The following is a 26,561-nucleotide window of genomic DNA, read 5'->3' as shown; positions in this document are numbered from 1 at the left end:
CCAGCGCCCCTCAAGCCATCGTGGCTGACCACATGGCCCAATGGAAGCAACGGAACCCCGACCGGGCCAACCGCTGGGTCGAGGAGGAGAAGGAGCGCCACAAGATCCTGCCCCCTGCCGACAATTCGCACCTTCTCAAGGGCGAGCAGGGCAAGGGCCATCCGTACGGCAACTACACGGAACGCGACCTGCTCCTCTGGAATCGCGAGCTCGAGAAGCGGGTCGTCAACGGCTCGCGCATCTTCCACAGCGCCGACCTCTTAGGCGGCACCGTGGGGGTGTCGTGCGACATGTGCCACCCCGATGCCGCGAATACGCACCCCGAGACGTATCCCAAGTTCCAGCCCCAGATGGGCCGCGTGGCGCTGCTACGCGATATGATCAACTGGTGCATCCAGCATCCCGTGCGTGGCAAGGGCTTGGCCCCCGACAGCCCCGAGATGCGCGACCTCGAGGCCTACATCCTCGCACAGCGCAAGGGGGTCGCGCTCGAATACGGGAAGCACTGAGCCGAGCCGCGGCGCCCACCCACGCCCTCTGCGCATCAGGGGCGGCGCTCCGTCCTGTCGTGCCGGATGGGCGCGGTGACCTGCTTCGGCGACGTGTTCGGGCGGACGCGACCGCGCCGGCGCTCCCGGGCGGCGAGAGTCAGATCTGCCAGCCGTCGCGGTACCTGAAGCCCAGCTTCTGACTGGCCTCGGCGGGGCCTGCGAGCTGCCCGGCTACGGGGTCATAGGACAGCGTCTCGCCAGGGAACTGCGTGGCGATATTGCCGAGCATCAGAAGCTCGCTGAGGGGGCCGCCATTGTCGAAAGTCGCCAGAATGTGCGGTTTGCCGCCGCGGCAAGCTTCCATCCAGTCGCCATAGATCCCGTGCGACGAGAGGATGCGCTGCGGGCGCTTCGTCTCGGCCTTCTCGAACTTCTCCTTGGGCAGGGCGACCACGTTCGCACTGTGGTCGTCCGCGACCAGGGCGCCGTCCGTGCCGACGAGGATGGAGCCCGCGGTCTTCATCAGGGCGTCGGCCTCCTCGGGCCTCGTGACGCCGTACTTGCGCATCACCTCGTGTATCCGTTCGCGGGTGCCGGGCGCGTAGTCTGGCCCGTGGTGCCACATGAGCGTCACCGGAGGCATCGTCTTGCGAGCGGGGACCTCCCAGCGCACACGCTCCCAGCGCGGGAACGAGACGCGGTTCAGCCGCGAGCATTCCGCCAGCACTCGGATGCGCCCCCCCTCGGCGTCCCACAGCTCGCGCAGGCCGAGCGTCAGGAAGGGGAAGATTGACGTGTGCGGGCCGAAGCTGCCCAGGCCGCCATTGGACGTTTCCCGCCAGTGCGCATAGGCCATCCAGTCCGCGTGGTACTCGCGCCAGGGCAGCGGCCCCAGCCACAGGTCCCAGTTCAGCCCTTCGGGGACCGGCTGCGCGCCCTGCGGCAGCGCATCGCGGTCGGGCCCCCCGCGCTTGAACCACACGTGGACCTCCTGGACCTGGCCGATCGCGCCCTCCTGGACCAGTTCCATCGCGCGGCGGAAGGCGCCTGTGCCTGTTCCTGGGCTTCGATAGGTGGTGGGCAGCTTGGTCTCCGCCGCGAGGGCGCGCAGGGCGCGCGCATCGCCGATCGTCAGCCCCAGCGGCCGCTCGCTGCACACGGGCTTGCCTGCCCGCAGGGCTGCGCCACAGGCCACGCCGTGGAAGTGGTCGTAGTCGGAGACGACCAGGGCGTCCACCGGGTTGCCCCCCTTGCCGAAGAGTTGGCGGATGTCGGCCAGAATGGCAACCCCTTCCCCCTTGGCCATCAGGCCGTACCGCTCCGCGGCCTGCCGCTCAGCCGCGTTCTGGCTCTTGGCCAGCTTCGCCGCCAGCTCCTCCCAGGACTTGAGGATGGTGGGAATCTTCCTCTGGTCGGGGTTGCACAGAGCGGCGATCTCGGCGTTGTAGATGTGCGACGCGGGGAGGAAGTGCGCCGCGTTATACATGTTGCCGAACACGGCGAGGCGCAGCCGTTCGTTCGCTGCATATGTGCGGGCGCTGCGAACGGACGCGAGGACGAGCAGACCGCTGCCGACGGCCATGAAGTCGCGGCGGCTCAGGCGCTTTCGCATGTCAATCCTGCCTCAGATGGTGTAGCCCTTGCGATACTCGTAGCGGAGGAACTCAGCCGCCTTGGGGTGATTGGTGATCTGGCCGGTGGCCGGGTCGAATTCGAGGGCCTCGCCCGGAAAGCGCGTGGCGAGGCTGCCGACTGTGAGGAACTCGGCGAAGGGCGCCGCGTACTCGAAGTTTGAGAGCGGCATCGAGCCGCCCCGGCAGGCCTCGACCCATTCGCGGTAGTGGTTGGGGGGCACCGGGAGAGTGCGGGGCCGCCTCTGCTCGATGCCCTCGAACCTCGCCTTCGGCAGCAGGCGGACCTCGGTGTTGTGGCTGGTGGTGGCCAGGAGCCCCTTGCTGCCCAGGATCAGGCAGCCGGCGTAGGGCAGGAGGTCCTTCAGTTCCTCGTCGGCGGCTCCGTGGTCGCGCAGGAGGCCCTCCAGCATCTTGCGGGTGCCGGGCGCGTAGTCGGGCGGATGGCCGTGGTGCCAGGTGAAGGCGACAGGCGGCAGCTCGCCGCGGGCCGGCACCTCCCAGCGGATGCGCTCCCAACGCGGGTAGGAGAGCTGGTTGGCCTCGGAGCACTCGGCGACGACGCGGATGCGCGCTCCGCCCGCGCCCGGCTGCCAGAGGTCCTTCACGTTCAGCGCCATGAAGGCCATGTTGGCCGCGTGCGGCCCGAAGTTGCCCAGCTCGCCGATGCTCGTGTCGCGCCAGGCGATGCGGTTGATCCATTCGGGGTGGTACTCGCGCCACCTCACCTGCGCCAGCCAGAGGTCCCAGTTGAGTTCCTTGGGCACCTCCTGGCTCCCCTGCGGGGGCTGCTGGAGGTTCCGCCCGCCGCGGCTGAAGAAGATGTGGACATCCCGCACGTCGCCCAGAACCCCCTCGCGGAGGATCTCGACGCCGCGGCGGAAGCCCGGGCTGGCCGTGCCGCCGTTGTTCATCTGCGTGGGCAGCTTGCGCTCTCTGGCGAGTTGGGCCAGCGCCCGAGCCTCGAAGGCGCTGATCGTCAGCGGCTTCTCGGCCAACACCGGCTTCCCCGCCCGCAGCGCGGCGGCGGCGATGATCGCGTGCGTATGGTCAGGGGTGGCGACGACGGCGGCATCGAACTGGCCCGCCGCCTCGTCGAACATGCGCCGGAAGTCCGCGTAAAGCGGCGGCTTCCTGGCGGCCAGAGGGGCGTAGTACTCCGCCGCAGCTTGCCGTTGCTCGGGCTTGTCCGACTTCGCCCATTCCGCCGCCTTCTTCTCCCACGCCTCGTAGACCTTCTGGACTTTCCGTAGGTCAACGTCGCACGAGACCGCGTAGCTGACGCTGCCATAGGTGTGGAGCAACTCGGCGAAGCCATGGTAGGCGCCGTAGCCGGCCATGCCCACCACGGCGAAACGGAGCCGGTCGTTGACCGCATAGGTGAAGGCCGTGCGGGCATGCGGCAGGATGAGCAGGCCGCCCATCCCCTGCGCAGCGCTCCGAAGCACATGGCGGCGGGTCAGTGCTCGACTCATCTGATCCCTCGGCATCCTCAATGTCCGGGCCTGCCTTCCGCGCTCGAGCCGATTCTACCACCCTGCGCGGGACGCGTCAAACAGCCGGCCTGGCCGTTTCTTCGGGGAGATTTCGCTCGACTCCGCGTGCGCCGCGCCCTGGTCTGCTCGCTCAAACCGCTGCGCACTTGGCGTAGCAGTCCTTCACGTAATCGCGCGCCTTGGCGAGGGCGGCCGACATGGCATCGGCCTCCAGGTGATGGTGAGTGAAGACATTGACACAGCCGGCGTAACCGATGTCGGCCAGGGCCTTCAGCCACGGCACGAAATCCGTCGGGCCGTAGCCGGGCAACTCGTTCACGCCCGGCGCGTGCTGCCAGGCATAGAAGAACAGCAACTGCTTCCCGCAGGCGCGAATGGCGTCCTCCACCGACATCTTGCCCGCCTGGACGTGGTACGGGGCGAGCGCGATGCCCAGCCGTGGCGATTGGTTCAGGTCCACGAACGCCTTGAACGAATCAATGGTGCACAGCAGCGAGCCGCCGTGGTTCTCGATGGCCAGGTACGAGTTGTGCTTCTCGCACAGCTCGACCAGCGGCTTGCAGCTCTCGAGGAACCTCTTCATCCGGTCGGTGAGTTCCTCGGGCTTGGCCGCGCCGGCGCTGCCCTGCACGGCCACCCCGCCGCCGGCGGCGCCGAGCAGTTCCGCATACCGCGCGTAGCCGCCGACATAGGTCGAGAACGCGAACAGCTTCAGGTTGTGCTTCGCCAGGAGCTCCTTCAGCCCGTCGGCGCCCAGCTTGTCCTTTGCGTGGTCGAGGTGAGGGCAACCCTGGTAGGCCGACCAGATGTCAATCGCCTCGAAGCCCAGCGTGCCGATCCGCTCGCACGCCTCCTCCAGCGGCAACTGGCGGAAGTGGTTCGACGAGGTCGAGAGCCGCATCGGCCACCTCTCCTTCGCCTCGGCGGCCAGCAACTGCGGGGCCAGGGCGCCCGCTGCGCCAATGCCGGCCACGCTGCCGAGGAACGAACGACGACTCTGCATGGTTGGCCTCCTTTGAAGACCGGGCGAAGACTGAATGGATGGATGAGGGATGAGTGGATGGATGGAGGGATGGCAGACATCCACCCCTCCAACCCTCCAACCATCCTACTTCACTGCCGCCTCTGTCACTTCCTCCGGCTCCACAGCTCGCGCACCTCGTCGCCCGACAGCGGCCGGCGATAGACCGCGAAGTCGTCGAGCAGGGTCGGCTCGCCCTTCACCATGCCGATGCGAAACACCCCCTTGGCGAATTCCTCGGCCTTGATGGGCCGCCTGAGCGTGATGCTCGGCAGCGCCTCGCCGTCGAGGTAGGCTTCGAGGAGCGACGGACGCCACGCGATGACCACGAGATGCCATTCGCCGTTCCGCCAGCCTCGCGTCGCATCGCTCATCGTGGAGGCCGTGATGTTGGGAATGCCCGGCAGCCCGTGGCAGGTGAAGATGAAGCAATTGCCCCGCTTCCTACCGCCCTCGAGATCGCCCTGCCGCTGGAGACACATCGCCCCCGCCCCGAAGGCGTGGAAGAAGTAGATGGACGGCTCGTCCGCCGCGCGCTTCCATTCGAGCGGGCATATCCAGAACGACAGGGAGCCTGGCCTCGGCACGGGCATGTTGCCCGGCATCGCGTACTCAAGCTCGGCCCCCTCCCCATCGCCGAAGAGCAACGCCTGCCCCCACAGCCCTGGCCTCAACCGCAGCCTGCCGTTCACCTTCAACGGCTTCGCCTCCCCCACAGCCATGTCCGCTCCCGGCGCCTCATCGTCAAAGCTCTTGTAGAACACGATGTCGTCGGAGAAGAGGTCCAGCGCAGCCGAAGAAGGGAGGCGGTACTCGCTGCCTGCGGCTGCACCGGCCAGGATCATGGCGAGAATCAGGAAGTTCATCTTCAAGTTCCACGCATCACTGGCCGATGAGAAGCAGCGTGAAGTCATGGCGCTTCAGTGGGAACGAATAGGCGCTGTCGCCAGTGCGCTCAATGGCCCCGCCCCTCTCGGCCTCAACAGCCCCCGCATCGGGCGCGAGCCCCAACGACTTGTCAAGGATGAGCCGGCAGACTCCGTCCTGGCCTATGTTGGTGATGAAGACGGCGACGGCGCCTTTCTTGGCGACAACGAGGGCCTTGGCCTCGATGCCCTCGATGCGAATGGGCTGCTTCTCCCAATAACGGATGACGCGGCAGGCGTCCGTGCCGTAGCCGAAGTCGTAGAGCTTCTTGAAGACGGTCTGGAATGGCTCGCCGTACGTCCAGGCAGGGCAGATTTCGTGAACGAGGCACCACGCAAGACAGGTGCGGGCGACCCAGGGCTGAAGCTCCTTCTTGGTTTCGTGGAGGCCAAGGAGCACGGTCGGGCGGCTGCCGGTCTGGAGGCCAATCGAGGTGGCGCGGACGTAGTCCTCGGCGAAGCGGTCGTGGGCGTCGGTATCGCCGTACTTCCATTCCCAGTCCAGGTTGATCCCCGCCCAGGTGTTGATGGGGACGATCTGGGTGTTCGTCATGTGGGAGATGTTGACGAAGGGGCGGCCCTTCTGCCAGCAGAGGATGGCGCAACGCTTGAGGTAGTCGCGCATCGTCCACAGGCCGCAGGCGGGCTGAAGGGTGCCGTCGTCGCGGACGTAGGCCCCGCCGCCGACGATGTTCTTGTTGGCCTTGAGGAAGGTATTGTCGAAGTAGAGGCCGTCGAAGGCGCCGCTGTCGAGCATCTTCTCGAAGTAGTAGAGCGCGAAGTCCTGAAAGCTCGGAACGGGGTCAATGTCGTAGGCCACGGACGTGGCGGCGCGGGAGGTGTAGTCGCTGACGAGCCATTCGTCCTGAAATACCGTGAAGTCGTCGCACTTCCCGCAGCCGCGGGCGTTGGTGTAAGGTATCATAAGGTCGGGCTGGCCTTTGAAGGAGCTGACGCCGGACCAGATATGGGCGTCCCACATCTTGTCGCGCTGGCCGTCGGGGCCGTACTTGCGGAGCCAGTTCTCGAAGAAGGGGCGGTCTTCCTTGCCCGTGCGGCGGATTTCGGCGAACTTGTCGTAGATCGAGGTGTCCTTATCGCGGGGGAAGACATCGAAGTCAATCCCGCCCCAGTAGAAGGTCGCGCCGAGCGTGTGGTAGCGAAGGAAGTCGGGCGCCTTGCCCACAAGAGAATTGATGCGGCGCCACGAGGGGTTCTGCATCATCGGCTTGGTGGGGGTCGCCTGGAGGCCGAAGACGATCTTGCGGGGGCCGGGGAGCGGGCCGGGCTTGTTGATGAAGTGGACGCGCAGTTCGACCACGCCTTTGCGGCGGATGAGTTCGAGGGCGGGCTTCTTGTCGTCGAGCACCCAGCCCTCATCGCTGTCGGCGAACCAGGCGATGCCGCGTTCCTCGTCGCCGAGCCAGATGTAGGGGATGAACGTGCCCGCGATCTCCAGCCGCGACGCCTTGCGGCTGTCCCACACCACCCCCTCCCCCTTCGGCACCTCGCCCGCATAGTTGAACCGCAGCCCATCGCCGCAGACGTGCATGAGCTTGGCAATCTCCTCGCGGAGGGGGATGACGAGGTCGAACGCCTCGATGGGCGTAGCGTTACCGGGCTTTGCGTCGAGCGTGACCTTCATCATCCCGTCCACATCAAACTCAGAGGAGACCTGTGCGGCGATTGGATTCTGCGACCACTTGGCCTCGGCCAGCACGGAGACGTCGCTAGCCTTGCGGAGTTTCGGCTCGCCGGCCCCGCCACCACCCTGTGCCGCGACGCTGAAGACCATGGGCGCGGCAAGCAGCGGTGTTCCCAGGCTCTCAACCTGTTCCCAAAGGCCGTAGCCGTTCATCATGTGCTCGCGGAGCACGGCGCGCACGACGTTGCCCTTGACCTCGAGCGGCGTGAACGGGGGCATGGGCTTGTCGGAGATGCCGAGCTTGTTGTGCTCCCACGGAAAGACCTTGCGGAGGAACTCCTTGACGGGCGATTGCTTGGGGACGCCCTTGCCGCCGGCAAGCTCGGCGAAGACCTCATAGGTGCCTTCGGCAATCCTCGGCAGGCCGGCCACGACCTCGGAGCGGCCGTCCTTGAGGGGCGGCATGGGAATACGGGCGAGGATGTCGCCTGTGCCCTTGCCGCGGATGATGAGTGCCGCGCCTGTGACCTCCTTGGCGGCTGGGAGGCTGCTCACGTCGAGCCGGGCCTTGAGCTTGTCGTGGTAGGGGTAGTAGCCGAAGGCGAGCTCAATCGCCTCGCGCTCGTGGAGGGCGACCCGCCAACGGGTCTCGGGCTTCTCAAGCGTCCAGACGAAGTCGCGGGAGAAGAAGGTGGTCTTGCCATCGGCGCTGGTGACGGCGATAGCGGAGAGATTGTCGCCCTTCGGATAGGTCGAGCCGTCGAGGCGGACGGTCTTCGATTCGCCTGGGGCGAGGGCAACGTCTTCGGACTTCTCAGTCGCAGGGCTATCCACGTGCTTGTTCGAGAGAGCGATCTTGATGGCCGTCGGCTTGTCGGTGGGGTTGGTCAGGCGCGTGGCGAGGACGGCCTTGTTGGCCTTCGCGTCGGCAAGCTCAAGCATCTGGACGAGGGGCGCGGCGGGGTCCCAACGCACGACGCCCATTGTCTCGGGGTCGTCGTAGGCGATGGGGGTGGGCGACCACTCGCTCTGCTCCCAGGGCTGCTGCCAGTTGCGGCCGATGCGGATGCCCCATTCGCCGCCCGCGAGGTCGCCCTTGAAGTCGAGGGCGGCGAGGGGAATGGCGATTTCGACGCTCCACCAGCCGTCGGCGGCTTTGTTCGCAAGGCGCCAGTTGACCCGCCAGGCGGTGGAGGTCATGCCCTTGTTCTTGTCGTGGGCGATGTCGTAGATGGCGCCGAGGGCGTTGACGATGATCTGGTAACAGATGCGCTTCTCGTAACCTCCCGCGGGTTGCGAACCCGCGGGAGGTTTGCGGAACGGGTCGAGCCATAGCTCGAGCGAGTCGTCCCGATATGCCTGAACGTCCACGTTCTCTTTGGGCTGGACGCGGGTCAGCAGTCCGCCCTCCGGGGGCAGCTCGGTCTTGACTGCGATGAAGAGTTCCTTGCCGTCGGAGCCGAGCCAGAAGACGCCCTCGCGGCTGGTGAGGTGGCGTTTGCCGTGCGACGAGAAGCCAATCTGCCGCGTCGCCCCCGCCCACTCCTCCTCGCCGATGGCGCCGTCAATCGTCGGCGCCTTCGCCATCAGCGGCAGCGCGATCGTGGGGCTGTGCAGTTCCGCCGCACTCGCGGCAGCCACCAAGAAGCATGAGAGTGTGGTGACGCGAAGCATCGGCAGCTCCTCTTTCACGCTTCACGCATTAGTTCTTCATTCCCGTGAGGGTGATGCCCTGGATGAAATAGCGCTGGCAGAAGAAGAACATGATGACGACGGGCAGAGCCATCAGGGCGCTGGCCGCCATGATGAGGCCGAAGTTGCCGCCGGCCTGGGTCTGAAGCCCGAAGATGCCCAACGCCAGCGGGTACTTCGACTGGTCGTTGAGGAAGATGAGGGGACCCATGAAGTTGTTCCACGAGCCCATGAAGGTGAAGATGGCGATGGCTGCCAAGGCGGGGCCAATGCTGGGCAGGATCACATGGCGGTAGACGCCCAGGTAGGAGCAGCCGTCAATCTTCGCCGCGTCCTCCAAATCCTTCGGGATGCCGCGCATGAACTGCCTCAGCAAGAAGATGTTGAAGGCCGAGCCGCAGAAGCTGGGCACCCACAGCACCAGCAGGGTGTTGTACCAACCGAGGTTCTTGAAGATCAGGAACGAGGGCACCATGGTGACCGCCCCCGGCAGCATCAGGGTGCCGAGGAGGAGCATGAAGCAGAACTCGCGCCCCGGCCACTTGAGCCGCGCGAAGGCGTACGCGGCAAGCGAGCTGCCAAGGAGTTGCCCCACGATGTTCATCAGGCACAGGAACGAGCTGACGGCCACGTAGCGCCAGAAGGGCATGTGCTTGAAGGCCCAGCAAAAGTTGTTCCACAGCTTCGTGCCCCAGGCCTCGGCGCGGGTGCGGCCGCGCAGGGTGAGCGTGAGGCGCATCCTGCCCGGCTCGGCGAAGCCGCTCGCCCCCGAGGGCCTCAGCACGATCCAGCTCTTGACCTTCATCGAGGTGTCGTCGTCGCTGGGGAACTGCCAGACGAGCTCCTGCCACTGGTCGCTGCCGGCGTTGTAGGGCTCGGCGCTCTCCCACTGCTGCCCCTCGGCCTCCAGGGTGCAGTCGAGGGCGTTCCACGAGTGGTCGGGCCGCAGGCTGAGGATGAGCTTCTTCATCCTCTCGACGGGGAAGCTGAGGGGGAAGACGGCCGTCAGTGTGGCCTCGCGGTTCGCCCCCTTTTCGAAGGCGTAAGAGAGCAGCGCACACGGGCGGCCCTCGGTCGCCTGGCCGGCGAGGGCACCACCCTGGACCTGCCACACGGCGGCGATCGGCTCGTCGCGGCGGAGGATCTCCTCCTGTTGCTCGACGCTCTTGGCGCGAATCGGGCCGATGAGGAAGCGCTTATAGGCCCGGTCGCGGCAATTCTGAATCAGGTTGGGCGTCACCTGGGCCAGCCACTTCTGGCGCAGGGTTTCGAGGGACTCGAACCAGGCGTGGTCGGCGACGTTCTGGCCGGCAGCGAAGGCGATGCCCTCGACGGCCTCGTCGCGCAGAGCATCGGCCGGCACGGCGGCCGGGGGCAGACCTGCGGCCTTGACCGCTTGGCGCGTGGCTTCGACGAGGAGCGGGCGCGCCTCGTCCCATCGCGCGCGGGGGCAGGCTCGTGGCCGCGCGATCTCGTCGAATTCGTCGCGGGCCACATAAGGCGAGACCTTCGCCGCCGAGGGGGGGCGGGGGAGCCAGGTCGGCGGGTCGCGGAACTGCTCGTCGTTGGTCTTGAAGCTGGAGAGCAAGAGCCAGCCAAAGGGGATGGAGAAGAGGATGGAGCCGCCGATCAGCAGCGCGTAGAGCGTTGCCCGCCTGCCCAGCCCCCGCATTCCGCGCGATTCAACCATGCGGCCTCATTCGCTTTCGTAGTGGACCCAGATCCTCGCGGTCCGAAGCTGGATGGCGGTGATGATGAGCACCATGACGCACAGCACCCAGGCCATGGCCGAGGCCTGGCCCATGCGGAAGAAGCGGAAGGCGTTATTGAAGAGATGGTAGCCGAAGAACAGGGTGGAATCCACCGGGCCGCCGGCGGTCATGATGTACGCGCTCTCGAAGACCTGGAGCGTGCCGATCATGCCCATCAGCAGGTTGAAGAAGATGTAGGGCGTGAGCATCGGGAGGGTGATGTGTCGGAACTTGCCCCAGCGCCCCGCGCCGTCAATCTCGGCGGCCTCGTAGAGATGCTCGGGGATGCCCTTGAGCCCCGCGAGCCAGATGATCATGCCCGCGCCTGCGCCCCAGAGGCCCATCAGGATCAGGGCGGGCTTGCTGGTGGACTCGCTCTGAAGCCACAGCACGGGCACGCTCACGCCGAGGCGCGCGAGCAGCCAGTTCAGGCCCACGATGTCGAAGAGGCGGTTCAGCAGCCCATGGGTCGGCTGGAACATCCACACCCACAGCAGCGCGGCCGCTACGCCGGGCATGATGGCGGGCAGATAGAAAAAGGTGCGCCAGGCCGACATGCCTTTGACCTTCTGGTTCAGGAGCATGGCGAGGCCAAGGCTCACAGCCATCCCAAGGGGCAGCCCGATGAGCATGAAGAGTGTGTTGCCCAGCGACTTCCAGAAAACGGGGTCCTCGGCGAGGAGGTAGCGATAGTTGCTCGTGCCCACCCACAGGCCGGGCGACAGCACGTCGTACTCGCAGAAGCTGATGATGAACGAGAAGACGATGGGGCCGCCCGTGAACACGATAAAGCCGATGATCCAAGGCAGCGCGAAGGCCACGCCCGCGCGATATTCGCGGCGGAAGTAGCCTTTGCTCCGGCTCAGGCGGCTGTGGCGCCACCACAGGATGGCCGCCGTGGCCACGAGCGCCGCGATGTAGGCGATCAGCGGCACGCTCCAGTTCACCACAGGCTCGGTGCGGATGCGGTAGATGCGGTCGAGCTCGTGCTGCACCTCGGCCGCGTGCTGCCGGAGCACCTGTTCGACGGTGCCGCGGTGGTAGATGGCGGCCTCCATCGCCCGCACCTGCTGGTTCCAGAGAAACTGGCCGACAGGTGTGACGGGACGGAACCGGCTCTCCGGGAGCAGATTCATGAAGACCTGATAGGCGTCGCGGAACTTCTGCTCGACGTTCGGGTCCTCGGCCAGATAGCGCCGATAAAGCGTCTGCGTGATCTTCTTGTTGGCGTTGAGGCCGGGGATGAAGATCTTGCCCTGCGCCTGGTTGGCTTCGCGAGCGGCGTCGTGGACGATGAGCGTGGCCTCCTCGCTGGCGAGCCACTTGATGAGCCGCCACGACTCCTCGGGATGCCGCGCGCCCTTGGGGATCACCCACGACCAGCCGCCGGCCCACGAGATGTAGGGCTTGCCCGCCTCGAGGCGCTTGCGCGGCATCGGGGCCGGGGCGACGCCGAAGTTCAGTTCGCGGCGGAAGTAGCCGATCCCGCCCAGAACCCAGTTGCCGTCCACCTTCATCGCCACCCGGCCAGTGAGGAAGGGGTCCAGCTCGGCCCCCTGGAAGGACGACTGAAAGGCGTAGACGAGGCGCGCGCCGCCCAGCTTGTCGTAGAGGTCGGTGACGTATTGCATGGCCTCGACGTTCTCGGGTGCGGCCAGGGTGCAGCGGCGGCCGTCGGGGCTGAGGAGCGCGCCGTCGTTCAGCCACGAGTAGAAGTAGAACCAGGCGTTGCCGTAGTTGGGGATGAAGCCGATGCGGCGGATGCCGGTGATGGCGCCCGCGGCGTCGCGGGTAAACTCGCTGAGCTTGAGGGCATAGTCCTCCAACTCGTCCCAGGTGCGGGGCGGCTTGGCCTCGCCGTCGGGGCCGACGAGGCCGGCGGCGCGCAGGAGGTCCTTGTTGTAGAACAGGGCGCGGTTGTCGGTCCCGGTGGGGATGGCGTAGACCTTGCCCTCCCAGCGCGCCTCGTCCCAGCACGCGTCGAAGTAGTCGCCTGCCTTGATGCCGTCGGGCTGGTCGTGGTCGCGGGCGATGAACTCGTCCAGGGGCATGAAGGCGCCGCGCGCGGCCCATTCGGCGACGGCGTAGCGATCGAAGATCACGAGGTCCGGCGGGTCGCCGCCGGCGATGGCGCACAGGAGGCGCTGAGGGTCCTCGACCATGTTGCGGGACGCGCTGAGGCCGGCGACGACCTTGAGGCCGGGGTTGCGGCGCTCGAACTCCTGGAGGACGTCCTGATCGCCGGCCCCGAGGGTCCAGCCGAGGAAGTACCGGAGTGTGATGGGCGGGTGGCCCTGGCCTGCGCCAACGGGCCGGGGAGCCGCGGCGGCTGTCAGGAGAAGCAGGGCGAGGAGGCGACGGAGCATGGGCGTCTCGCGGCGGAGGCGTTATGGGGTGGCAGGCGTCTTGGGCGCCTGGCCTGTGCCATCGGCTGGGGGCGCGGGCTTCTCCAGGCTGGCCGGATCCAGCCGGCGGAGAATCTGTTGAGCTTTGAAGAGCACCTGCTGGGCCTGAGGGTCGCGAAAGTCCACCTTCTCCAGGAAGACCTGCTTCGCCGCCTTCACGGCCTTGGCCTTGTCCCAGTGGATGTTGGCGTTGGCGAGTTCGAAGTAGAGCGTGGCGCGCGGCAACGGGCCGCTGATGTTCCGGAGGGCATCCTCGATGAGCGCGGCGGCGGCCATCATGTCGTCTCTGGCCCGATCCTTCTCGCCGAACCTGTAGAGCATCTCGCCCCGGAGAAGCAGGAGGCCATAGTGATCGGGATACCAGGCGAGGCCGAGCGACGCCGAGGCCAGGAAGTCGCGGGCCCAGCTCGCGGCTCGCGGGCTCTTCTTCAGGCGCTCGTCGGCGACCAGGGCGAACCAGTCTTCGTAGAACGGCGCTCTGGGGGTGAAGAGGGTGCAGAGCGCCCCAAAGGGGTTCTTGTGGGAGTACCGGTGATACAGGTCGTGGGCCTCGGCGGGCCGCTTCAGCTTCACGTAGCAGCCGGCCCGCACGACGTCCAGCGCGAACGCCGGCCCGCAGAGGGCTTCGAGCCCCTCGAGGCGCTCCGCCGCAGCCTGGTGATTGCCGTTGGCGGAGTCCGACAGCGCGCGTTCGGTCTGGGCGTTCAGCCACACGCGGTCGCCGAGGCTCAGGGTGGCTGCCCGCCGCAGGTAGAGGGTGACCCGCGCGGCGGATTCCTCGTATTCGGCCGTGGTGGCGCGCAGGCTCTCCTCCAGGTCGGCAAGGGTCGCCTCGATCTGGCCTGGCGCCCTCTTCGCCTCGGCGCGCAGCTTCTCGACCGTGGCGGCAGCCGCCTCTTTGCGGGCAAGCAGCGGCGCCACGTCGCCCCCGCCTTTCACAGCCTCCTCGTGGGCGGCCGTCGCGGCGGCCAACTCCTTCTCAGCGGCTCGCAGCTTCCCGCCGAGGTCGGCCCGCATCTGCTGGACGGCCGCTCGCCGAGCGTGCAAGTTGCGCTCCCCTAGCCGCTTCTGGGCCAGGAGCCGCTGACAGGCGGAGTTCTCTGCCTGTCCCTCGCGGAGGCAGTATTCGGCCCAGAACGGCCTGGCGGCGAGCGCCCCCCACGCCACGATGCCGATCACTCCCGCCAGGCCCGCCGCTGCCACGGCACTCCATCGCAGGCGCCGCCGCGCCTCGGCCCGGGCGAGGGCCTCCTCGGGCGACCAGCTAAGGCCCGCCGGCCGGCTGCACTCCACGGTCAGTGCGCCCAGCAGGCCCAGGCCCACCCAGAACATCATGCCGGAGCCGAACCCGAGGGCGCCATTGGAGAAGCACGCAAACACGCCCAAAGCCACCACGGCGGCAGCCAGGCCGGCACCCAGGGCGGCATCGAGTCCGTCGCGCGCCCGGCGGCACACGAGGCTCCCCGCCACCATGCAGGCCAGCCCCACCACCACGGCGATGGCCACTCCCACCAGCCCGCGCTCTACCAACTCCTCGACGAGCTGGCGCGAGGCGTGGCCCACCACCTCGTCCCCATAGCTGACGCCGTAAGTCCACACGGGGCGTTCGCGGTCGAAGACAAGGAAGAAGGCGCCCACCCCGTGTCCCGCGACCAGGCGCGGCAGCGAGGCGCCGCGGAGCAGGCCCCAGGCGGCCCTATCGAGCACGGCGTTGCGCGCGCTGCGCAGAGGGCTGAGGTACTCGAGCGCCACGGCTCGTTGTGCGACTTCGCGATGGGCCACGGCCAGTCCCAGCACGGCGAGAAGCGCCAGCGCGGCGAGGCGCCATCGCGGCAGCATCCGCCACACGAGCACCACCAGCCCCGCGCCCAGGGCGTAACGCCACGCCGGCACCCGCGTGCGCAGGCCGGCCAGCAGCAACACGGCCAGGAGCACGGCGGTCCACAGCACGCGGCGGTAGCCGGCCTCGCTCTCCTGTTTCCCCAGGTGATAGAGCGCCGCGGCGGCGGCCAGCGTCGGCAGCAGGAGGAACGCCGCGCCCGCCTCGCGTCCGTCGAGCCCGTCCACGTCCCCCAGGAACTTCGCCCGTGGGTCCCCATAGTAGAGCAACATAAAGAAGGCCAGGGCGAAGGCCACGGCGCCCGCGGCAGCCACGAACATGTGGCGGTTCTCGCGCTCGTGCAGCAGCAGGGCGAGCCCGAAGGCGCCCGCCGCGCCATAGACGCCCTGCACCAGCCCGCCGCGCGCCAGCCAGGCCTGGTGCGACCACACACACGTGGCGGCGCCCCACGCCACCCAGAGCCCCACGGGAGCGAAGAGCCACCAGGCCGGCCACCCGGTGCGGCCCAGGCGGCCCGCCGCCCACTCCCAGAGCAGGTAGCCCCACAAGAGCGTCACCGTGCTCTCGAAGACGAACAGCTTCAGCGTCGAGCGGTAGAGCGTGAACTCGAAGTTGAGGAAGGGGATGATCAGAAGCAGGGCGAAGATGGCCAGCGGCACGATGCGGACGCTCGCGCCCTCGGTGGGTTTGGGGGTGCTCATGCGCGCGCTGCCCTTTCGGCTGGGGGATGCACCACGAAGGACCGGTCCCCGCTCTCCCAGATTATAGGCACGAGGGCCGCGGAGTCAACACGGCTTGACAGCACTCGCGCAACGACCTATATTCGAGTCTATCCCGCCTCGCCGTCGTGGACGAGCCCCCGACGCGGAGCGACGGGGCGTTTCTGACGGAAGGTTCGGTATGCCCGCGAGCCTGAAGGCTGGCCGCGCGCTGCGGTGGCTGTCGCTGCTCGGCGTGGCGGCCATCGTGGCCACCGTGCTGGTCCTCCTGCGGATCGAGCGCCGTGTGATTCGCGAGCACAGGTCGCTGGTGCTCAAGGGCAGCGTGCGTTATGCCGAACAATCCGCCGAACTGCTCCGGGGCGGCGAGTTGCTCGCCCGGCTTCGTGCCCTCATCGCCTGCCATCCCCAACTCGCCTCATTGAGCGAGATCGCCGACGAGGTCCAAGCCGCCCTGGGCGATATCGAGGAGGCGCGCGCGGGCCCGCACGAATTCCACGTGTTGGTGGTGGACGAGAAGCTTCAGCGTGTCTGGCCCCCGGTCCGGGAGGGGGACTCCGACTTGACGACCTGCGCCCGCCACATCCTCGAGGGGGAGGAGCGGGTCTACGTGCTCCCCCACGACTGCGCTGCCCAAGGCGAGCCGCCAACGTGCCTGTGCTTCACATCCCCCCTCTGGAATGGTGGGCAACTGGTGGGAGGCCTGGTGGTTCATCGCCAGCTCGCCCCTGTGGCCGACCACTTCACGGCGCTCGATGCGAAGATGAGGTGGGTGGTCATCACCTCCCAGAGCGTTCTGCTCGTGGCGCTAGCCGCCATCGCCTATTCGGCGCGGCGGGCCATCGCCGCGGCCGAACGGCAGCGGGCCAAGGCCGAGCGGCTCGCGGCCCTGGGCAACCTGGCGGCCGGCGTGGCCCACGAGATTCGCAACCCGCTCAACACCATCGCCCTCACCTGCCGCTACCTCGAACGCCTGATCGTCAAGGGCACGAACGATGCAGCCCTGCGCACGGAGGCGAACACCAATTTCGAGATCGTGTCGGGCGAACTCTCGCGCCTCACCCGCACCCTCGATGACTTCGTGCTGCTGGCCAAGCCCACGGACCTGGAACTGCGGCCCTGCGACCTCGGAAGCATTCTGGACCACACCCTGGCCCTCTTCGCGCGGGAGTTCGACCAGGCCCACGTGCGCGTCGAGCGCCGCGGCGCGGGGCAGTTGCCTGTCCGCGGCGACTCGGATCGCCTGAGCCAGGTCATCGGGAACATCCTCAGAAACGCCTTGCAGGCGATGCGCGACGGCGGCACACTCACGATCACCAGCCAGGAGGCCGACGGGGCGGCCAGAGTGACCTTCGCCGACACAGGGCCGGGCATCGCAGCAGCCCACCTGCCCCATGTATTCGAGCCGTACTTCACCACGAAACGCGCCGGGCTGGGCCTCGGCCTCGCCCTCTCGCTCCGCACCGTGGAGGCCCACGGCGGCACCCTGGCCGTCGCCAACCGGCCCGAGGGCGGGGTGCTCGTGACGATGACTCTCCCGCTCCAGCCCTCCACCAGCGAGACCGACAATGCCGGATGATCGAATCCTCATCGTAGATGACGATTGGCAGACGGCCGAGGCCCTGCGCAAGAACCTCCAGATGGAGGGCTACGGGGCCGACGTGGCCAACTCCCCCCCCGAAGCCCTCGCGCAGTTGGCCAAGACGCCCTACCCCATCGTCCTCACCGACCTGCGCATGCGCGAGATGACGGGCGTCGAGCTCTGCGACGAGATCCGCCGCCTGTATCCTGACACCGACGTCATCATCCTCACGGCCTACGGCACCATTCAGACGGCCGTCGAGGCCGTCAAGCGCGGGGCGTACGATTACCTGGCGAAGCCCGTGGACACCGAGCGCCTGCTCGGCACGCTGCGGCGCCTCTTCGAACTCCACGCGCTGCGCGACGAGAACCGCGCGCTCCGCGAGGAAATCCAGGCTGAGCGCAGGGCCACCCGCCTGATCGGCTCGTCGCCGGCCATCCGCGCCGTGCTCGAGACCATCCGCACCGTGGCCCCCACCGATGCCACGGTGCTCATCCGCGGCGAGAGCGGCACGGGCAAGGAACTCGTCGCCTCCGCCATCCACGACCACAGTCCGAGGGCCAAGTGCCCGCTGGTCAAGGTCAATTGCGCCGCCATCCCCGAAACGCTCCTCGAGAGCGAGCTGTTCGGCCACGAGCGCGGCTCGTTCACCGGCGCGCACGCGCAGCGCAAGGGCCGCTTCGAGGCCGCCCACCGCGGCACGCTGTTCCTCGACGAAATCTCCGAGATGTCCCCCGCCCTTCAGGCCAAGCTTCTCCGCGTGCTCCAGGAGCGCGAGTTCCAGCGCGTCGGCGGCAACGAAACCATCAGCGTGGACGTGCGCATCATCGCCTCGACCAACCGCAAGCTCGAGGCCGCCGTGCGCGAGGGCGACTTCCGCGAGGACCTCTACTACCGCATCAACGTCGTCCCCATCCTGCTCCCGCCCCTGCGCGAGCGGCGCGAGGACGTCTTGCTCCTGGCGAGCCACTTCCTCGAGCGCTTCAACCAGCGCAACCGCAAGGGCATCCAGGGCCTCACCCCCGCCGCCCAGCAGAAGCTGCTGGCCTACAACTGGCCCGGTAACGTGCGCGAGCTCGAGAACTGCATCGAACGCTCCGTCGTCATGGCCCAAGGCGCCATGATCGGCCCGGACGACATCGCGCTCAACCCCGACATCAGCCGCGACGTCCCCGACGACGTGGCGTCGCAGCTCCTGCGCCCGGGCTTCTCCATCGAAGAGTTCGAGCGCACGCTCCTTGAGGCCGCCCTGCGCAAGACCGGCGGAAACCAGTCCCGGGCCGCCGAGCTCCTCGGCCTCACCCGCCGTACCCTGCAATACCGCATGGAAAAATACAACATCCAGATCGACCGAGGCCCCAAGCCCCCGGAGGAATCCTGAGGCCACGACCCGCAGCCGAATCCGCAGAGGGAGTGCCTGTGCCCAAGCCGCCATTGCCCGACGACGCGACGCCCGACGCCCTGGCAGAACACCTTCGGCACGGCCCGCCGTTGCCCGTCTACGCCATCATCGGCGACGAGCCGTTCGCCCGCGCCCAGGCCCTCCAGGCCCTGCGCCGCGCCCTGCTCAAGGACTCCGACCCCGATCTGGCCCTCAGCCAGTACACGGGCGCGGAGGCGCCCGACCCCAAGGAGGTCTTCGACGAGCTGCGCACGCCGGCTTTTCTCGCGCCACGGCGTCTGGTGCTCATCGAGGACGCCGGCACCTTCGTCGCCAACGGGCGCGACGCTCTCCTCGCCTATCTCGAGAAGCCATCGAAAACGGGCACCCTCGTGCTGACGCTCGACCGGCTGCCGAAGAACGAGAAGCCCGGCCTCGCGGTCCGTAAGGTGGGCATGGTCGTCGTCTGCACCGCCCCACGCGAGTATGAGCTGCCCCGCTGGATCGCCGCCCGCGCCCGGGAGCACGGCAAGCGCATGGATCCCGCCGCCGCCCGCCGCCTGGCCGACTGCGTGGGCGTCAACCTGCCCATCGCCGACCAGAGCCTCGCCAAGCTCGCCCTCTACGTCGGCGCACGCGACACCATCACGGCCAAGGACGTGGACGCCCTGATCGAGGACCTCCCCGTCACCACCATCTTCAAGCTCACCGACGCCCTGGGCCACAAGGAGCCGGCCAAGGCCCTCCGCGTCCTCGAGCATCTCCTTGCCCAGGGCAACGACCCCAACTACATCCTCAGCATGGTCCGCTGGGCGCTCGAGCGCCTGATCAACACCCGCACGCTCCTGGACAACGGGAAGTCGGAAGAGCAGATTTCCAGGGCGCTGCGGATGAGACCTGGCCACTTCCTGGTGCAGACCATTGCCCAGGCCAGCCGCCGCACCCGCCGCGAACTCCTGCGCGCCTTCGACCTCCTGCTCGAGGCCGACCTGGCCTCCAAGACCTCCGCCATGGACCCCCGCCACATCCTCGAACACCTCCTCATCAGGCTGTGTGCATGAGGAAACTGGAAGAACCTTCCTGAAGGAAGGCTTCTCCCCGATCCCTCTCCAAAGACTTCGGTGTCGGGTCCGCGGAGGTGCCGATGTGAAGGTTTTCGGGAGTGGGGACTGGAGGAGAGCCCCTTTTCCAAGACGGGCTCCCCCCCAACCTCCTCACTCGAACCGCAACACGCCATTCTCCGTCACCAGCATCTCCACCGGCAGGTCGTGCGCATCGTGGGGCACGGAGTCGAGGATCTGGGCGGCGAAGGCAATGCCGCAGCGCGTGGCGTGGAAGCCGGGGTGGGCCATGTAGCGGTCGTAGTAGCCGCCGCCACGCCCGATGCGGTTGCCCTCGCGGTCGTAGCCGCGGGCCGGCACGAGGACGAAGTCTATCGCTCCAGGCTCCACCACCGCGGCAGCCTCCGGCTCGGGGATGCCGAAGACGCCGGGGGCCAGACCGCGGTCGAGGGCGTGCAGCCGGCAGGCGTCCATCGCCTTGCGCTTCCGGTCCACCTTGGGCACGGCCACGGCTTTGCCGGCGGCCAGGGCGTCGGCGATGAGCCCGAGCGTGTCGGCCTCGTCGGGCAGCGACACGAAGAGGAGCACGGTGCGCGCCCGCTGGAACTCGGGCAGTTCGGCCACGAGGCGACGAATGCGCCGACTCGCCTCGCGGCGCTGCTCGGCGGTCAACTGGGCGAGGCGTCGGGCGATTTCTTCTCGTGCTTGCGCTTTCTCCACGCTTCCAGCCTCTCCTTGATCTGCTTCTCGGCCCCTTCGTCGGTGGGCTCGTAGTAGGTGCGCTCGACGGGCATGTACTCCTGGGCCACGAAGTGCCCCTCGCCCTCGTGGGCATATTGGTAGCCCTCGCCGCGTCCGAGCCGCTTGGCGCCGCGGTAGTGGGCGTCGCGCAGATGCTCGGGCACCTCGAGCACGCGGCCCTCGCGCACGTCCTCCATCGCGCGGTCAATCGCGAGGTAGGCCGCGTTGCTCTTGGGGCAGGTGGCGATGTAGGTGACGGCTTGGGCGAGCGGAATGCGCGCCTCGGGGAGGCCGACGAACTCCGAGACCTGAAGCGCGGCGTTGGCCAGCACGAGGGCGAGCGGGGCGGCGTTCCCCACGTCCTCGGCCGCGCAGATGACGATGCGGCGGGCCACGAAGCGCGGATCCTCGCCGCCCTCCAGCATCTTGGCCATCCAGTAGAGCGCCGCGTCGGGGTCGCTGCCGCGCATGCTCTTGATGAAAGCCGACGCCGCGTCGTAGTGCGAGTCCTCGTCGCGGTCGTAGACCACGGCCTTGCGCTGGATGGAGTCTTCGGCCACCTTGAGGTCGTAGCGCACTACGCCGTCGGGGCCGGGCGGGGTGGTGAGCACGCCGACCTCGAGGGCGTTGAGCGCGCGACGGGCGTCGCCGTCGGACACCTCGGCCAAGTGGTCGAGCGCCTCCTCGGTCAGTTCGACCTTGTAGCTGCCGAGGCCGCGTTCGGGGTCGGCCAAGGCGCGGCGGAGGATGGCCCTCAGGTCGTCACGGGTTAGCGGCTTGAACTCGAAGATCTGAGAGCGCGAGACCAGGGCCGAGGTGACGGTGAAGAAGGGGTTGTGGGTGGTGGCGCCGATCATGCGCACCACGCCCTCCTCCACGTCGGGCAGGAGCACGTCTTGCTGGGCTTTGTTGAAGCGGTGGAGTTCGTCCACGAACAGCACGGTGCGCTTGCCGGCGCGATGGCGGTCGCGGGCGGCGGCGAGGAGTTCGCGCATCTCGGCCACGTTGGAGGCTGCAGCGTTGAGGGCGACGAAGCGTGCCTGGGTGTGGCGGGCGATCACATGGGCGAGGGCCGTCTTGCCCGTGCCCGGCGGCCCGTAGAAGATCACCGAGGCCAGGCGGTCGGCCTCGAGCATGCGCCGCAGCAGCTTGCCGGGGCCGAAGAAGTGCCCCTGGCCCACAAACTCGTCGGGCGTTCGCGGGCGCATGCGCGCCGCGAGCGGCGCGCTGGCCGCGACCTGGGGTTCGTCGTCTGATGGGGGGGCGAACAGGTCCATTTTGCCTTCGTTCTGGAATCCGTAATCCGCAATCAGAATAAGCCGAAGCCGAGCGCCGCGCAAGCCCTGTCTGGACCTACACGGACCGACACGGACGCTCATCGCCCACGAACCGGCGCGCCGGTGCCTGTCCGTGTGTGTCCGAGTGATCTCCTCGCCCCTACGCTCTGAGTGGGGGCATGTTCGGCGGCCGCCCCCCGGCCCTTCGCGAGAGGAAGACGGACGCGGGAGCGTCCGGAATCCCATCCCCACGCGGAGCGTAGGGACGAGTACCGGTTGTCTCCTTCACGCATCCACCCATCCATTCATCCATCCGGCCCAAAGAACAACCTCCGCACTGTGCCGTGGAGCCGGCGGCGCCAACCCCGCTGCTAGGTGGGAAGCAGAATGCCAGGTTCAAACGTCCTCGGCCGAGGCGTGTTATCCGCTGACAGTTCTGCTGCTTCCCTCGCGTGGTTGTCGGTTGGACATTGCCAAGCCTGGCTCAGCACGAACACGGCAGAGGTTGTTCCTTTCGCGCCGGATGGTTTTCGGGCGTTCGCGCCCGGCCTATCCTCATTATAAGGCACCGCGCGCACGATGCAAGACCGGAATCCGCCGGCCCTGCCGTGGGCGCCTGCGCGCCCACGGCTTTGATCTGACGCAGGCGAACGGTGCGCACGGCCGCGTCGGCGGCCCACGCCATCACGCGGAAGGCGAAGTTGGGGTCGCGATGTGTGAACATGTGCCCCGCGGTCGGCAGGTCCACGACCTGTTCCCCGTCAATCCACGCGCGCACGCGGCCCTGAGCCACCTGCACCCGCACGCGATACCAGCGGTTGGGGGCGAAGGTCTTGCGCCGTCCCGTAGCGTTTTCGAGGGCATCCTTGCCATCCACCCCGTCAAGGCCGACCGCGGTGCCGTCTATGTCGCCGGCCACGAAGGTGGCCCCGCCCTGGCCGATGGGAAAGCCGATGGCGCAGAAGCAGTTCTGGCGGCCCGTGCGCATGGCCTCGACCTCGACCTCGTAGTCGCTGTCGGGGAACGCGCCGGTCCAGCCAATCGAGGCGGCGGGCCGGCCGCCGAACAGCAGGATGCGGTCGCCATCCACCTGGGCCTTGCCCTGGTCGAACTTCTGGCCGCGCTGGCGCTCCCAGCCCTTGAGGGTCTTGCCATCGAACAACTCCTCCCACGGCCCCCAGCGGGCGTCGTCGGCAGGGGGCGGGGCGGGTTGGGCAGCTTCCGGCGGCACGAGGGGCGCCTGCCAGAGGCCGCTGCCGTCGGGCTTGCCCGGCTTCAGGTCGGAGTCGAAGTACAGGGTGCGGCCGTCGGCGGAGAGCGCCGGCCCGCGGGCATGGCCGCCGCTGTTGACGCCCGCGCCCAGGTTCACGGGCTCGCCGAAAGGTTCGGATTTGGCCTGCCGCGTGCACATCCAGAGTTCGTCCTTCCCCCGCCGATTGGACGAGAAGAAGAGCGCCAGGCCATCGGGGGAGAGGCACGGGTCCTGGTCCTCCGCCGGGGTGTTCACCCGAGGGCCGAGGTGCACGGGGGCGCCCCAGGGCGCGGCCGCCGCGGCGCGAGTGCACATCCACAAGTCCTTCCCACCCGCACCACTCGGACGGGACGAGCAGTAGAGCAGGGTCAACCCGTCGGACGAGAGGCACGGCTGGCTGTCATGGTGGACGCTGTTGACGGTTGGTCCCAGGTTCGTCGGCGGCTCCCAGGGATCGTCGGGCCTGCGCCGCACGCTCATCCACAGGTCGCTCTGCCCTTGCCCTCCTGGCCGGCCGGAGGCGAAGAGCAACGTGAGCCCGTCGCTCGACAAGCAGGGGTCACGGGCCTCGCCGGGGCCGTTCACGGGCGGCCCGAGGGTGGCGGGCGCCCCCCACTCCTCGCGAGTGCTGCGGCGCGAACTCATCCACAGGTCGAACGACCCTTTGTGCGCTGCGAACAGCAGCGTGAGGCCATCGGTGGAGACGGTTGGCCCGCAGTGGAGCGTGCCGGCGCTGTTCACGACCGGCCCGAGGTTCACAGGCTTGCCTACGCGCCAGCCGTTGGCGAGCGTGGTCCACTCGTCGGCGGGTGGTTCGGGTCGGAGGAGGGACACACGATAGACGTCTGCGCCGCCAGACCCACCGGGACGGTCCGAGGCGAAGTAGAGCGTGCGGCCGTCGGCCGAGATGCTCGGGGTGCTGTCAGTGGACGCGCAGTTCACCCCGGCGCCCAGGTTGACCGCCTCGCCGAATGGCTCTGTCAGACTGCGGCGGGTGCACATCCAGAGGTCCATGCCGCCCTGGCCCCCGGGGCGGCCTGATTGGAAGAACAGAGTCAACCCGTCGCTTGAGAGGTCAGGGGCCGCATCGCCTTGGCTCCTGTTCACGATGGAGCCCAGGTTGGCCGGTGAACTCCACGGGGCGGCGGGGGTGTTCCGGGTGCAGATCCAGAGGTCGAAGCCGCCCTGCCCGCCGGGGCGGTCAGAGCTGAAAAGCAGGGTCAAGCCATCCGCGGAGAGGGCAGGCGTTATGTCGCTACCCGAGCTGTTGACTCTGGAACCGAGGTTCACCGGCGGGCCCCACGGTTCGTCGGGCGTTCGCCGTGTGCTCGACCAAAGGTCCCGCTCGCCCTGCCCGCCCGGCCGCTCGGAGGCGAAGAGGAGCGTCAAGCCATCCGCCGACAGATGAGGCGACACATCGGTTCCTGTGCTCATCGGCGGACCGAGCTTGACGGGAGGCGCCCAGTCCTCCGTGATGCCGCCTCGTCGGCACATCCAGACCCCGCCCCAACCCTGGCGGTTCGAGGAGAAGAGGAGCGTGCGGCCGTCCGCTGATATGCACGGATCATTGTCTATGTTGGCGCTGTTCACCACCGGCCCGAGATTCACGGGCTTGCCCACGCGCCAGCCGTTAGCGAGCGCGGTCCACTCCTGAGCCAACTTGCCCTTCGGCTCGACCTCAGGCGCCACCTTCGGTCCGACCTTGGCCATTGGGGTGGGCTTGAGGACGGCCTCGGCTTGGGAGCGGAGAGCGGCGATGGCGGACTTGTTGTCGGCGGCGACGCGGGTGGCGGCGTACTTGTCGGCGAGCTCGTCGAGGTACTCCTTGGCCTTGGCCCAGTCCTTGCGCTCGACGCAGGTGCGGGCGTACTGGAGGCACAGGGCGGCGTGGCTCTCGAAGGCGGAGGAAGAAGGTGTCGGGTGTTGGGTGCCGGGGGTTGCGGAAGGGGGAACTGGCGACTTCGGATTGCGGATTGTGGATTGGGAAGCGGGGCCGGGAAGGGCGATGAAGACCACGACGGCGAGGAGAACGGCCGCGGCGATGCCGCCGAAGAGGAAGACACGGCGTGAGGACACGCCGCCCACACGGCGGCTGTGCGGCATGGGCGCGGGCGGCGGCGCCACAGAGCCAGGCAAGGTGCGTGTGGCATCGGAGACGCGGGGCAGAGACGCCCCGCCCACAGGTCCGGAGACGCGGGGCGCGGAGGCCCCGCCCACAGGTCCGGACACGCGGGGCACGGAGGCCCCGCCCCCAGCTCCGCCCGCCAGGCGGGCTCCAACCTTGTCGAGGGCTTCCACGAGCTTGTCGGCGCTCGAGTGACGGTGGGCGGGGTTCTTGCTCAACAGGAGGTGGATGATTCGGCAGAGAGCCGGGGGACACTCGGGCGCGAGGCTCTGAAGAGGTGGCACGGGGTTGTTGACGTGCTTGACGATCAGCTCAGCCGGCGTGGCGCCGTCGAAGGGTGGCCGCCCCGAGATGGCCTGGTAGAAGGTGGCGCCCAAGGCGTAGAGGTCCGAGCTGGGGTTGTCCAACTCGCCGCGGGCGATCTCGGGGGCCATGTAGAGCGGGGTGCCGAGGCTGGCGCCGGTGTGGGTGACGCTGATGTCCACGCCCGCGCGCTTGGCGAGGCCGAAGTCGGCCACCTTGACGCGCCCGCGCGCGGTGAGCAGGATGTTGGCGGGCTTGATGTCGCGGTGCACGATGCCCTTGGCGTGGGCGTCGGCGAGGGCCGAGGCAACGTCGCGCATGATCTCCAGCGCCCGCTCTGGCGGCAGGCGGCCCTCGCGTTTGAGGAGACCGGCGAGGGAATCGCCGTCCACGAATTCCATCGCGATGAACTCGTGGCCTTTGTCTTGTCCGACGGCATACACCTCGATGATGTTGGGATGGCTGATGGCGGCGGCGGCGCGGGCCTCGCGGTGGAAGCGCTCGAGGAAGCTCGCGTCCTCGGCGAACCGCTGCGGCAGCACCTTGATGGCCACGAAGCGGTCGAGCGACGGCTGGCGGCCCTTGTAGACGGCGCCCATGCCGCCGCGGCCGATGAGTTCCAGAATCTCGAACTCGCCGAGGGCCTGGCCGAGGAGTGGGTCGGCGCGGCGGCCCTTGCCGGGCGCGGTGAGCACTGCCTTGCAGCCAGGGCAGACGACTTGCCCGTCCACGGCCGACTCGTACTCGAGCCGCGTCTTGCACTTGGGGCACTTGGCGGGGTGCTTGGCCACGGGCCGCTCTCTCAGCGGTCGGGCGGAGGTGGAACCGTGCCGCACGCTGGCGGCAATGGTAGCCGGAGGCGGTTCCCATGTCAACACGCGGCGGGGTCTTCGGACACCGAGGGCACTCTTTCGGCCTGAACTCATTGCAGCGTTCGAGAGGGATGCCCGCTGAAGGCGAAAGGGGTGTGGCGCTCATGTGGGATTCCCGCAACATGGCGCCCATACTTGCTCAATCTTGGGTGGGGGAAAGTGAGCAAGTATGGCGAGAATGGGCATGGACGGCCATGAATCGCCAAAGCGCCATACTTGCTCACCCAGCGCGATGAGCAAGTATGGCGCGCCTGCTGCCCGCACGAGGCCCCGCGCGGGGCCGTGGAAGACGTTTCGCGCGGGACCGCGCTTCTGGTATAATCGGAGCGGTCTGACAGAGGGTCAAAGGG

General features: G+C 68.1%; 16 protein-coding genes and 1 other RNA gene. 6 read left to right on the top strand and 11 right to left on the bottom strand.

Features of this window, described 5'->3' with window-relative positions; genetic code table 11:
* On the top strand, positions 1 to 509 hold a 509-nt coding region (locus tag PLE19_04005; GenBank protein HPD14084.1), incomplete at its 5' end, for a hypothetical protein.
* 139 nt (positions 510 to 648) lie between these two features.
* On the opposite strand, the gene PLE19_04000 is transcribed toward PLE19_04005, so the two are convergent.
* The 8 genes from PLE19_04000 to PLE19_03965 all read right to left on the bottom strand — a co-directional run bounded on the left by PLE19_04000 (position 649) and on the right by PLE19_03965 (position 15,599).
* Positions 649 to 2,103, bottom strand: coding sequence for a Gfo/Idh/MocA family oxidoreductase (locus tag PLE19_04000; GenBank protein ID HPD14083.1), 1,455 nt, complete (start codon positions 2,101 to 2,103; stop codon positions 649 to 651).
* A gap of 12 nt (positions 2,104 to 2,115) precedes the next feature.
* A complete protein-coding gene (locus PLE19_03995; protein HPD14082.1) occupies positions 2,116 to 3,597 on the bottom strand; it encodes a Gfo/Idh/MocA family oxidoreductase in 1,482 nt (493 codons plus the stop codon).
* 151 nt (positions 3,598 to 3,748) lie between these two features.
* Positions 3,749 to 4,621: a sugar phosphate isomerase/epimerase gene (locus tag PLE19_03990; GenBank protein HPD14081.1), complete on the bottom strand. Its 873-nt coding sequence runs from the start codon at positions 4,619 to 4,621 to the stop codon at positions 3,749 to 3,751.
* A gap of 125 nt (positions 4,622 to 4,746) precedes the next feature.
* Positions 4,747 to 5,505: a hypothetical protein gene (locus PLE19_03985; protein HPD14080.1), complete on the bottom strand. Its 759-nt coding sequence runs from the start codon at positions 5,503 to 5,505 to the stop codon at positions 4,747 to 4,749.
* A 16-nt stretch (positions 5,506 to 5,521) separates the two neighbouring features.
* Positions 5,522 to 8,884, bottom strand: coding sequence for a DUF6067 family protein (locus PLE19_03980; GenBank protein HPD14079.1), 3,363 nt, complete (start codon positions 8,882 to 8,884; stop codon positions 5,522 to 5,524).
* A 28-nt stretch (positions 8,885 to 8,912) separates the two neighbouring features.
* Positions 8,913 to 10,592: an ABC transporter permease subunit gene (locus PLE19_03975; GenBank protein HPD14078.1), complete on the bottom strand. Its 1,680-nt coding sequence runs from the start codon at positions 10,590 to 10,592 to the stop codon at positions 8,913 to 8,915.
* Between the two features lie 6 nt (positions 10,593 to 10,598).
* Complete coding sequence (locus PLE19_03970; protein HPD14077.1) at positions 10,599 to 13,019, bottom strand: extracellular solute-binding protein; 2,421 nt, start codon at positions 13,017 to 13,019, stop codon at positions 10,599 to 10,601.
* A 21-nt stretch (positions 13,020 to 13,040) separates the two neighbouring features.
* On the bottom strand, positions 13,041 to 15,599 hold the full coding sequence (locus tag PLE19_03965) for a hypothetical protein (GenBank protein HPD14076.1): 2,559 nt from the start codon (positions 15,597 to 15,599) through the stop codon (positions 13,041 to 13,043).
* Positions 15,600 to 15,798: 199 nt separating this feature from the next.
* Here PLE19_03965 and PLE19_03960 point away from each other — a divergent pair, with 199 nt between their 5' ends.
* From PLE19_03960 to holA, 3 genes are read left to right on the top strand one after another with little or no spacing between them, the layout of a single operon-like run.
* Positions 15,799 to 17,196, top strand: coding sequence for an ATP-binding protein (locus tag PLE19_03960; protein ID HPD14075.1), 1,398 nt, complete (start codon positions 15,799 to 15,801; stop codon positions 17,194 to 17,196).
* Entirely contained in the window at positions 17,186 to 18,580 is a 1,395-nt protein-coding gene (locus PLE19_03955; GenBank protein ID HPD14074.1) for a sigma-54 dependent transcriptional regulator, read from the top strand. The genes PLE19_03960 and PLE19_03955 overlap by 11 nt, the downstream gene beginning before the upstream one ends.
* Positions 18,581 to 18,618: 38 nt before the next feature.
* Positions 18,619 to 19,641 carry a DNA polymerase III subunit delta gene (gene holA, locus PLE19_03950; protein HPD14073.1) on the top strand — a complete coding sequence of 341 codons (1,023 nt, stop codon included), beginning with the start codon at positions 18,619 to 18,621 and terminating at the stop codon, positions 19,639 to 19,641.
* A 153-nt stretch (positions 19,642 to 19,794) separates the two neighbouring features.
* Here the strand turns inward: holA and PLE19_03945 are convergent, their stop codons facing one another.
* The 3 genes from PLE19_03945 to ssrS all read right to left on the bottom strand — a co-directional run bounded on the left by PLE19_03945 (position 19,795) and on the right by ssrS (position 22,167).
* Positions 19,795 to 20,361 (bottom strand): 5-formyltetrahydrofolate cyclo-ligase, encoded by a 567-nt coding sequence (locus tag PLE19_03945; protein HPD14072.1) that lies wholly within the window; start codon positions 20,359 to 20,361, stop codon positions 19,795 to 19,797.
* On the bottom strand, positions 20,310 to 21,659 hold the full coding sequence (locus PLE19_03940; GenBank protein ID HPD14071.1) for a replication-associated recombination protein A: 1,350 nt from the start codon (positions 21,657 to 21,659) through the stop codon (positions 20,310 to 20,312). Before PLE19_03940 ends, PLE19_03945 begins: the two co-directional genes overlap by 52 nt.
* A gap of 325 nt (positions 21,660 to 21,984) precedes the next feature.
* Positions 21,985 to 22,167, bottom strand: a non-coding RNA gene (gene ssrS, locus PLE19_03935) — 6S RNA.
* Between the two features lie 2,481 nt (positions 22,168 to 24,648).
* Between ssrS and PLE19_03930 the strand changes: the two genes are divergently transcribed.
* Together PLE19_03930 and PLE19_03925 are read left to right on the top strand one after the other, a co-directional pair.
* On the top strand, positions 24,649 to 24,981 hold the full coding sequence (locus tag PLE19_03930) for a hypothetical protein (GenBank protein ID HPD14070.1): 333 nt from the start codon (positions 24,649 to 24,651) through the stop codon (positions 24,979 to 24,981).
* A 519-nt stretch (positions 24,982 to 25,500) separates the two neighbouring features.
* A complete protein-coding gene (locus PLE19_03925; protein HPD14069.1) occupies positions 25,501 to 26,259 on the top strand; it encodes a hypothetical protein in 759 nt (252 codons plus the stop codon).
* The last annotated feature ends 302 nt before the right edge of the window (positions 26,260 to 26,561 follow it).

It is taken from the genome of Planctomycetota bacterium, from assembly GCA_035384565.1.
In the GTDB taxonomy this organism is placed as follows: domain Bacteria; phylum Planctomycetota; class PUPC01; order DSUN01; family DSUN01; genus DAOOIT01.
This window is presented reverse-complemented; position numbering and strand designations above follow the sequence as displayed.

Excerpts from the sequence above, each read along its gene's own strand:
- PLE19_03990 (HPD14081.1), bottom strand. The coding sequence starts at position 4,621 with ATGCAGAGTCGTCGTTCGTTCCTCGGCAGCGTGGCCGGCATTGGCGCA.
- PLE19_03955 (HPD14074.1), top strand. The coding sequence starts at position 17,186 with ATGCCGGATGATCGAATCCTCATCGTAGATGACGATTGGCAGACGGCC.
- PLE19_03970 (HPD14077.1), bottom strand. The coding sequence starts at position 13,019 with ATGCTCCGTCGCCTCCTCGCCCTGCTTCTCCTGACAGCCGCCGCGGCT.
- PLE19_03980 (HPD14079.1), bottom strand. The coding sequence starts at position 8,884 with ATGCTTCGCGTCACCACACTCTCATGCTTCTTGGTGGCTGCCGCGAGT.
- PLE19_04000 (HPD14083.1), bottom strand. The coding sequence starts at position 2,103 with ATGCGAAAGCGCCTGAGCCGCCGCGACTTCATGGCCGTCGGCAGCGGT.
- PLE19_03975 (HPD14078.1), bottom strand. The coding sequence starts at position 10,592 with ATGGTTGAATCGCGCGGAATGCGGGGGCTGGGCAGGCGGGCAACGCTC.
- PLE19_03965 (HPD14076.1), bottom strand. The coding sequence starts at position 15,599 with ATGAGCACCCCCAAACCCACCGAGGGCGCGAGCGTCCGCATCGTGCCG.
- PLE19_03995 (HPD14082.1), bottom strand. The coding sequence starts at position 3,597 with ATGAGTCGAGCACTGACCCGCCGCCATGTGCTTCGGAGCGCTGCGCAG.
- PLE19_03960 (HPD14075.1), top strand. The coding sequence starts at position 15,799 with ATGCCCGCGAGCCTGAAGGCTGGCCGCGCGCTGCGGTGGCTGTCGCTG.
- PLE19_03940 (HPD14071.1), bottom strand. The coding sequence starts at position 21,659 with ATGGACCTGTTCGCCCCCCCATCAGACGACGAACCCCAGGTCGCGGCC.
- PLE19_03985 (HPD14080.1), bottom strand. The coding sequence starts at position 5,505 with ATGAACTTCCTGATTCTCGCCATGATCCTGGCCGGTGCAGCCGCAGGC.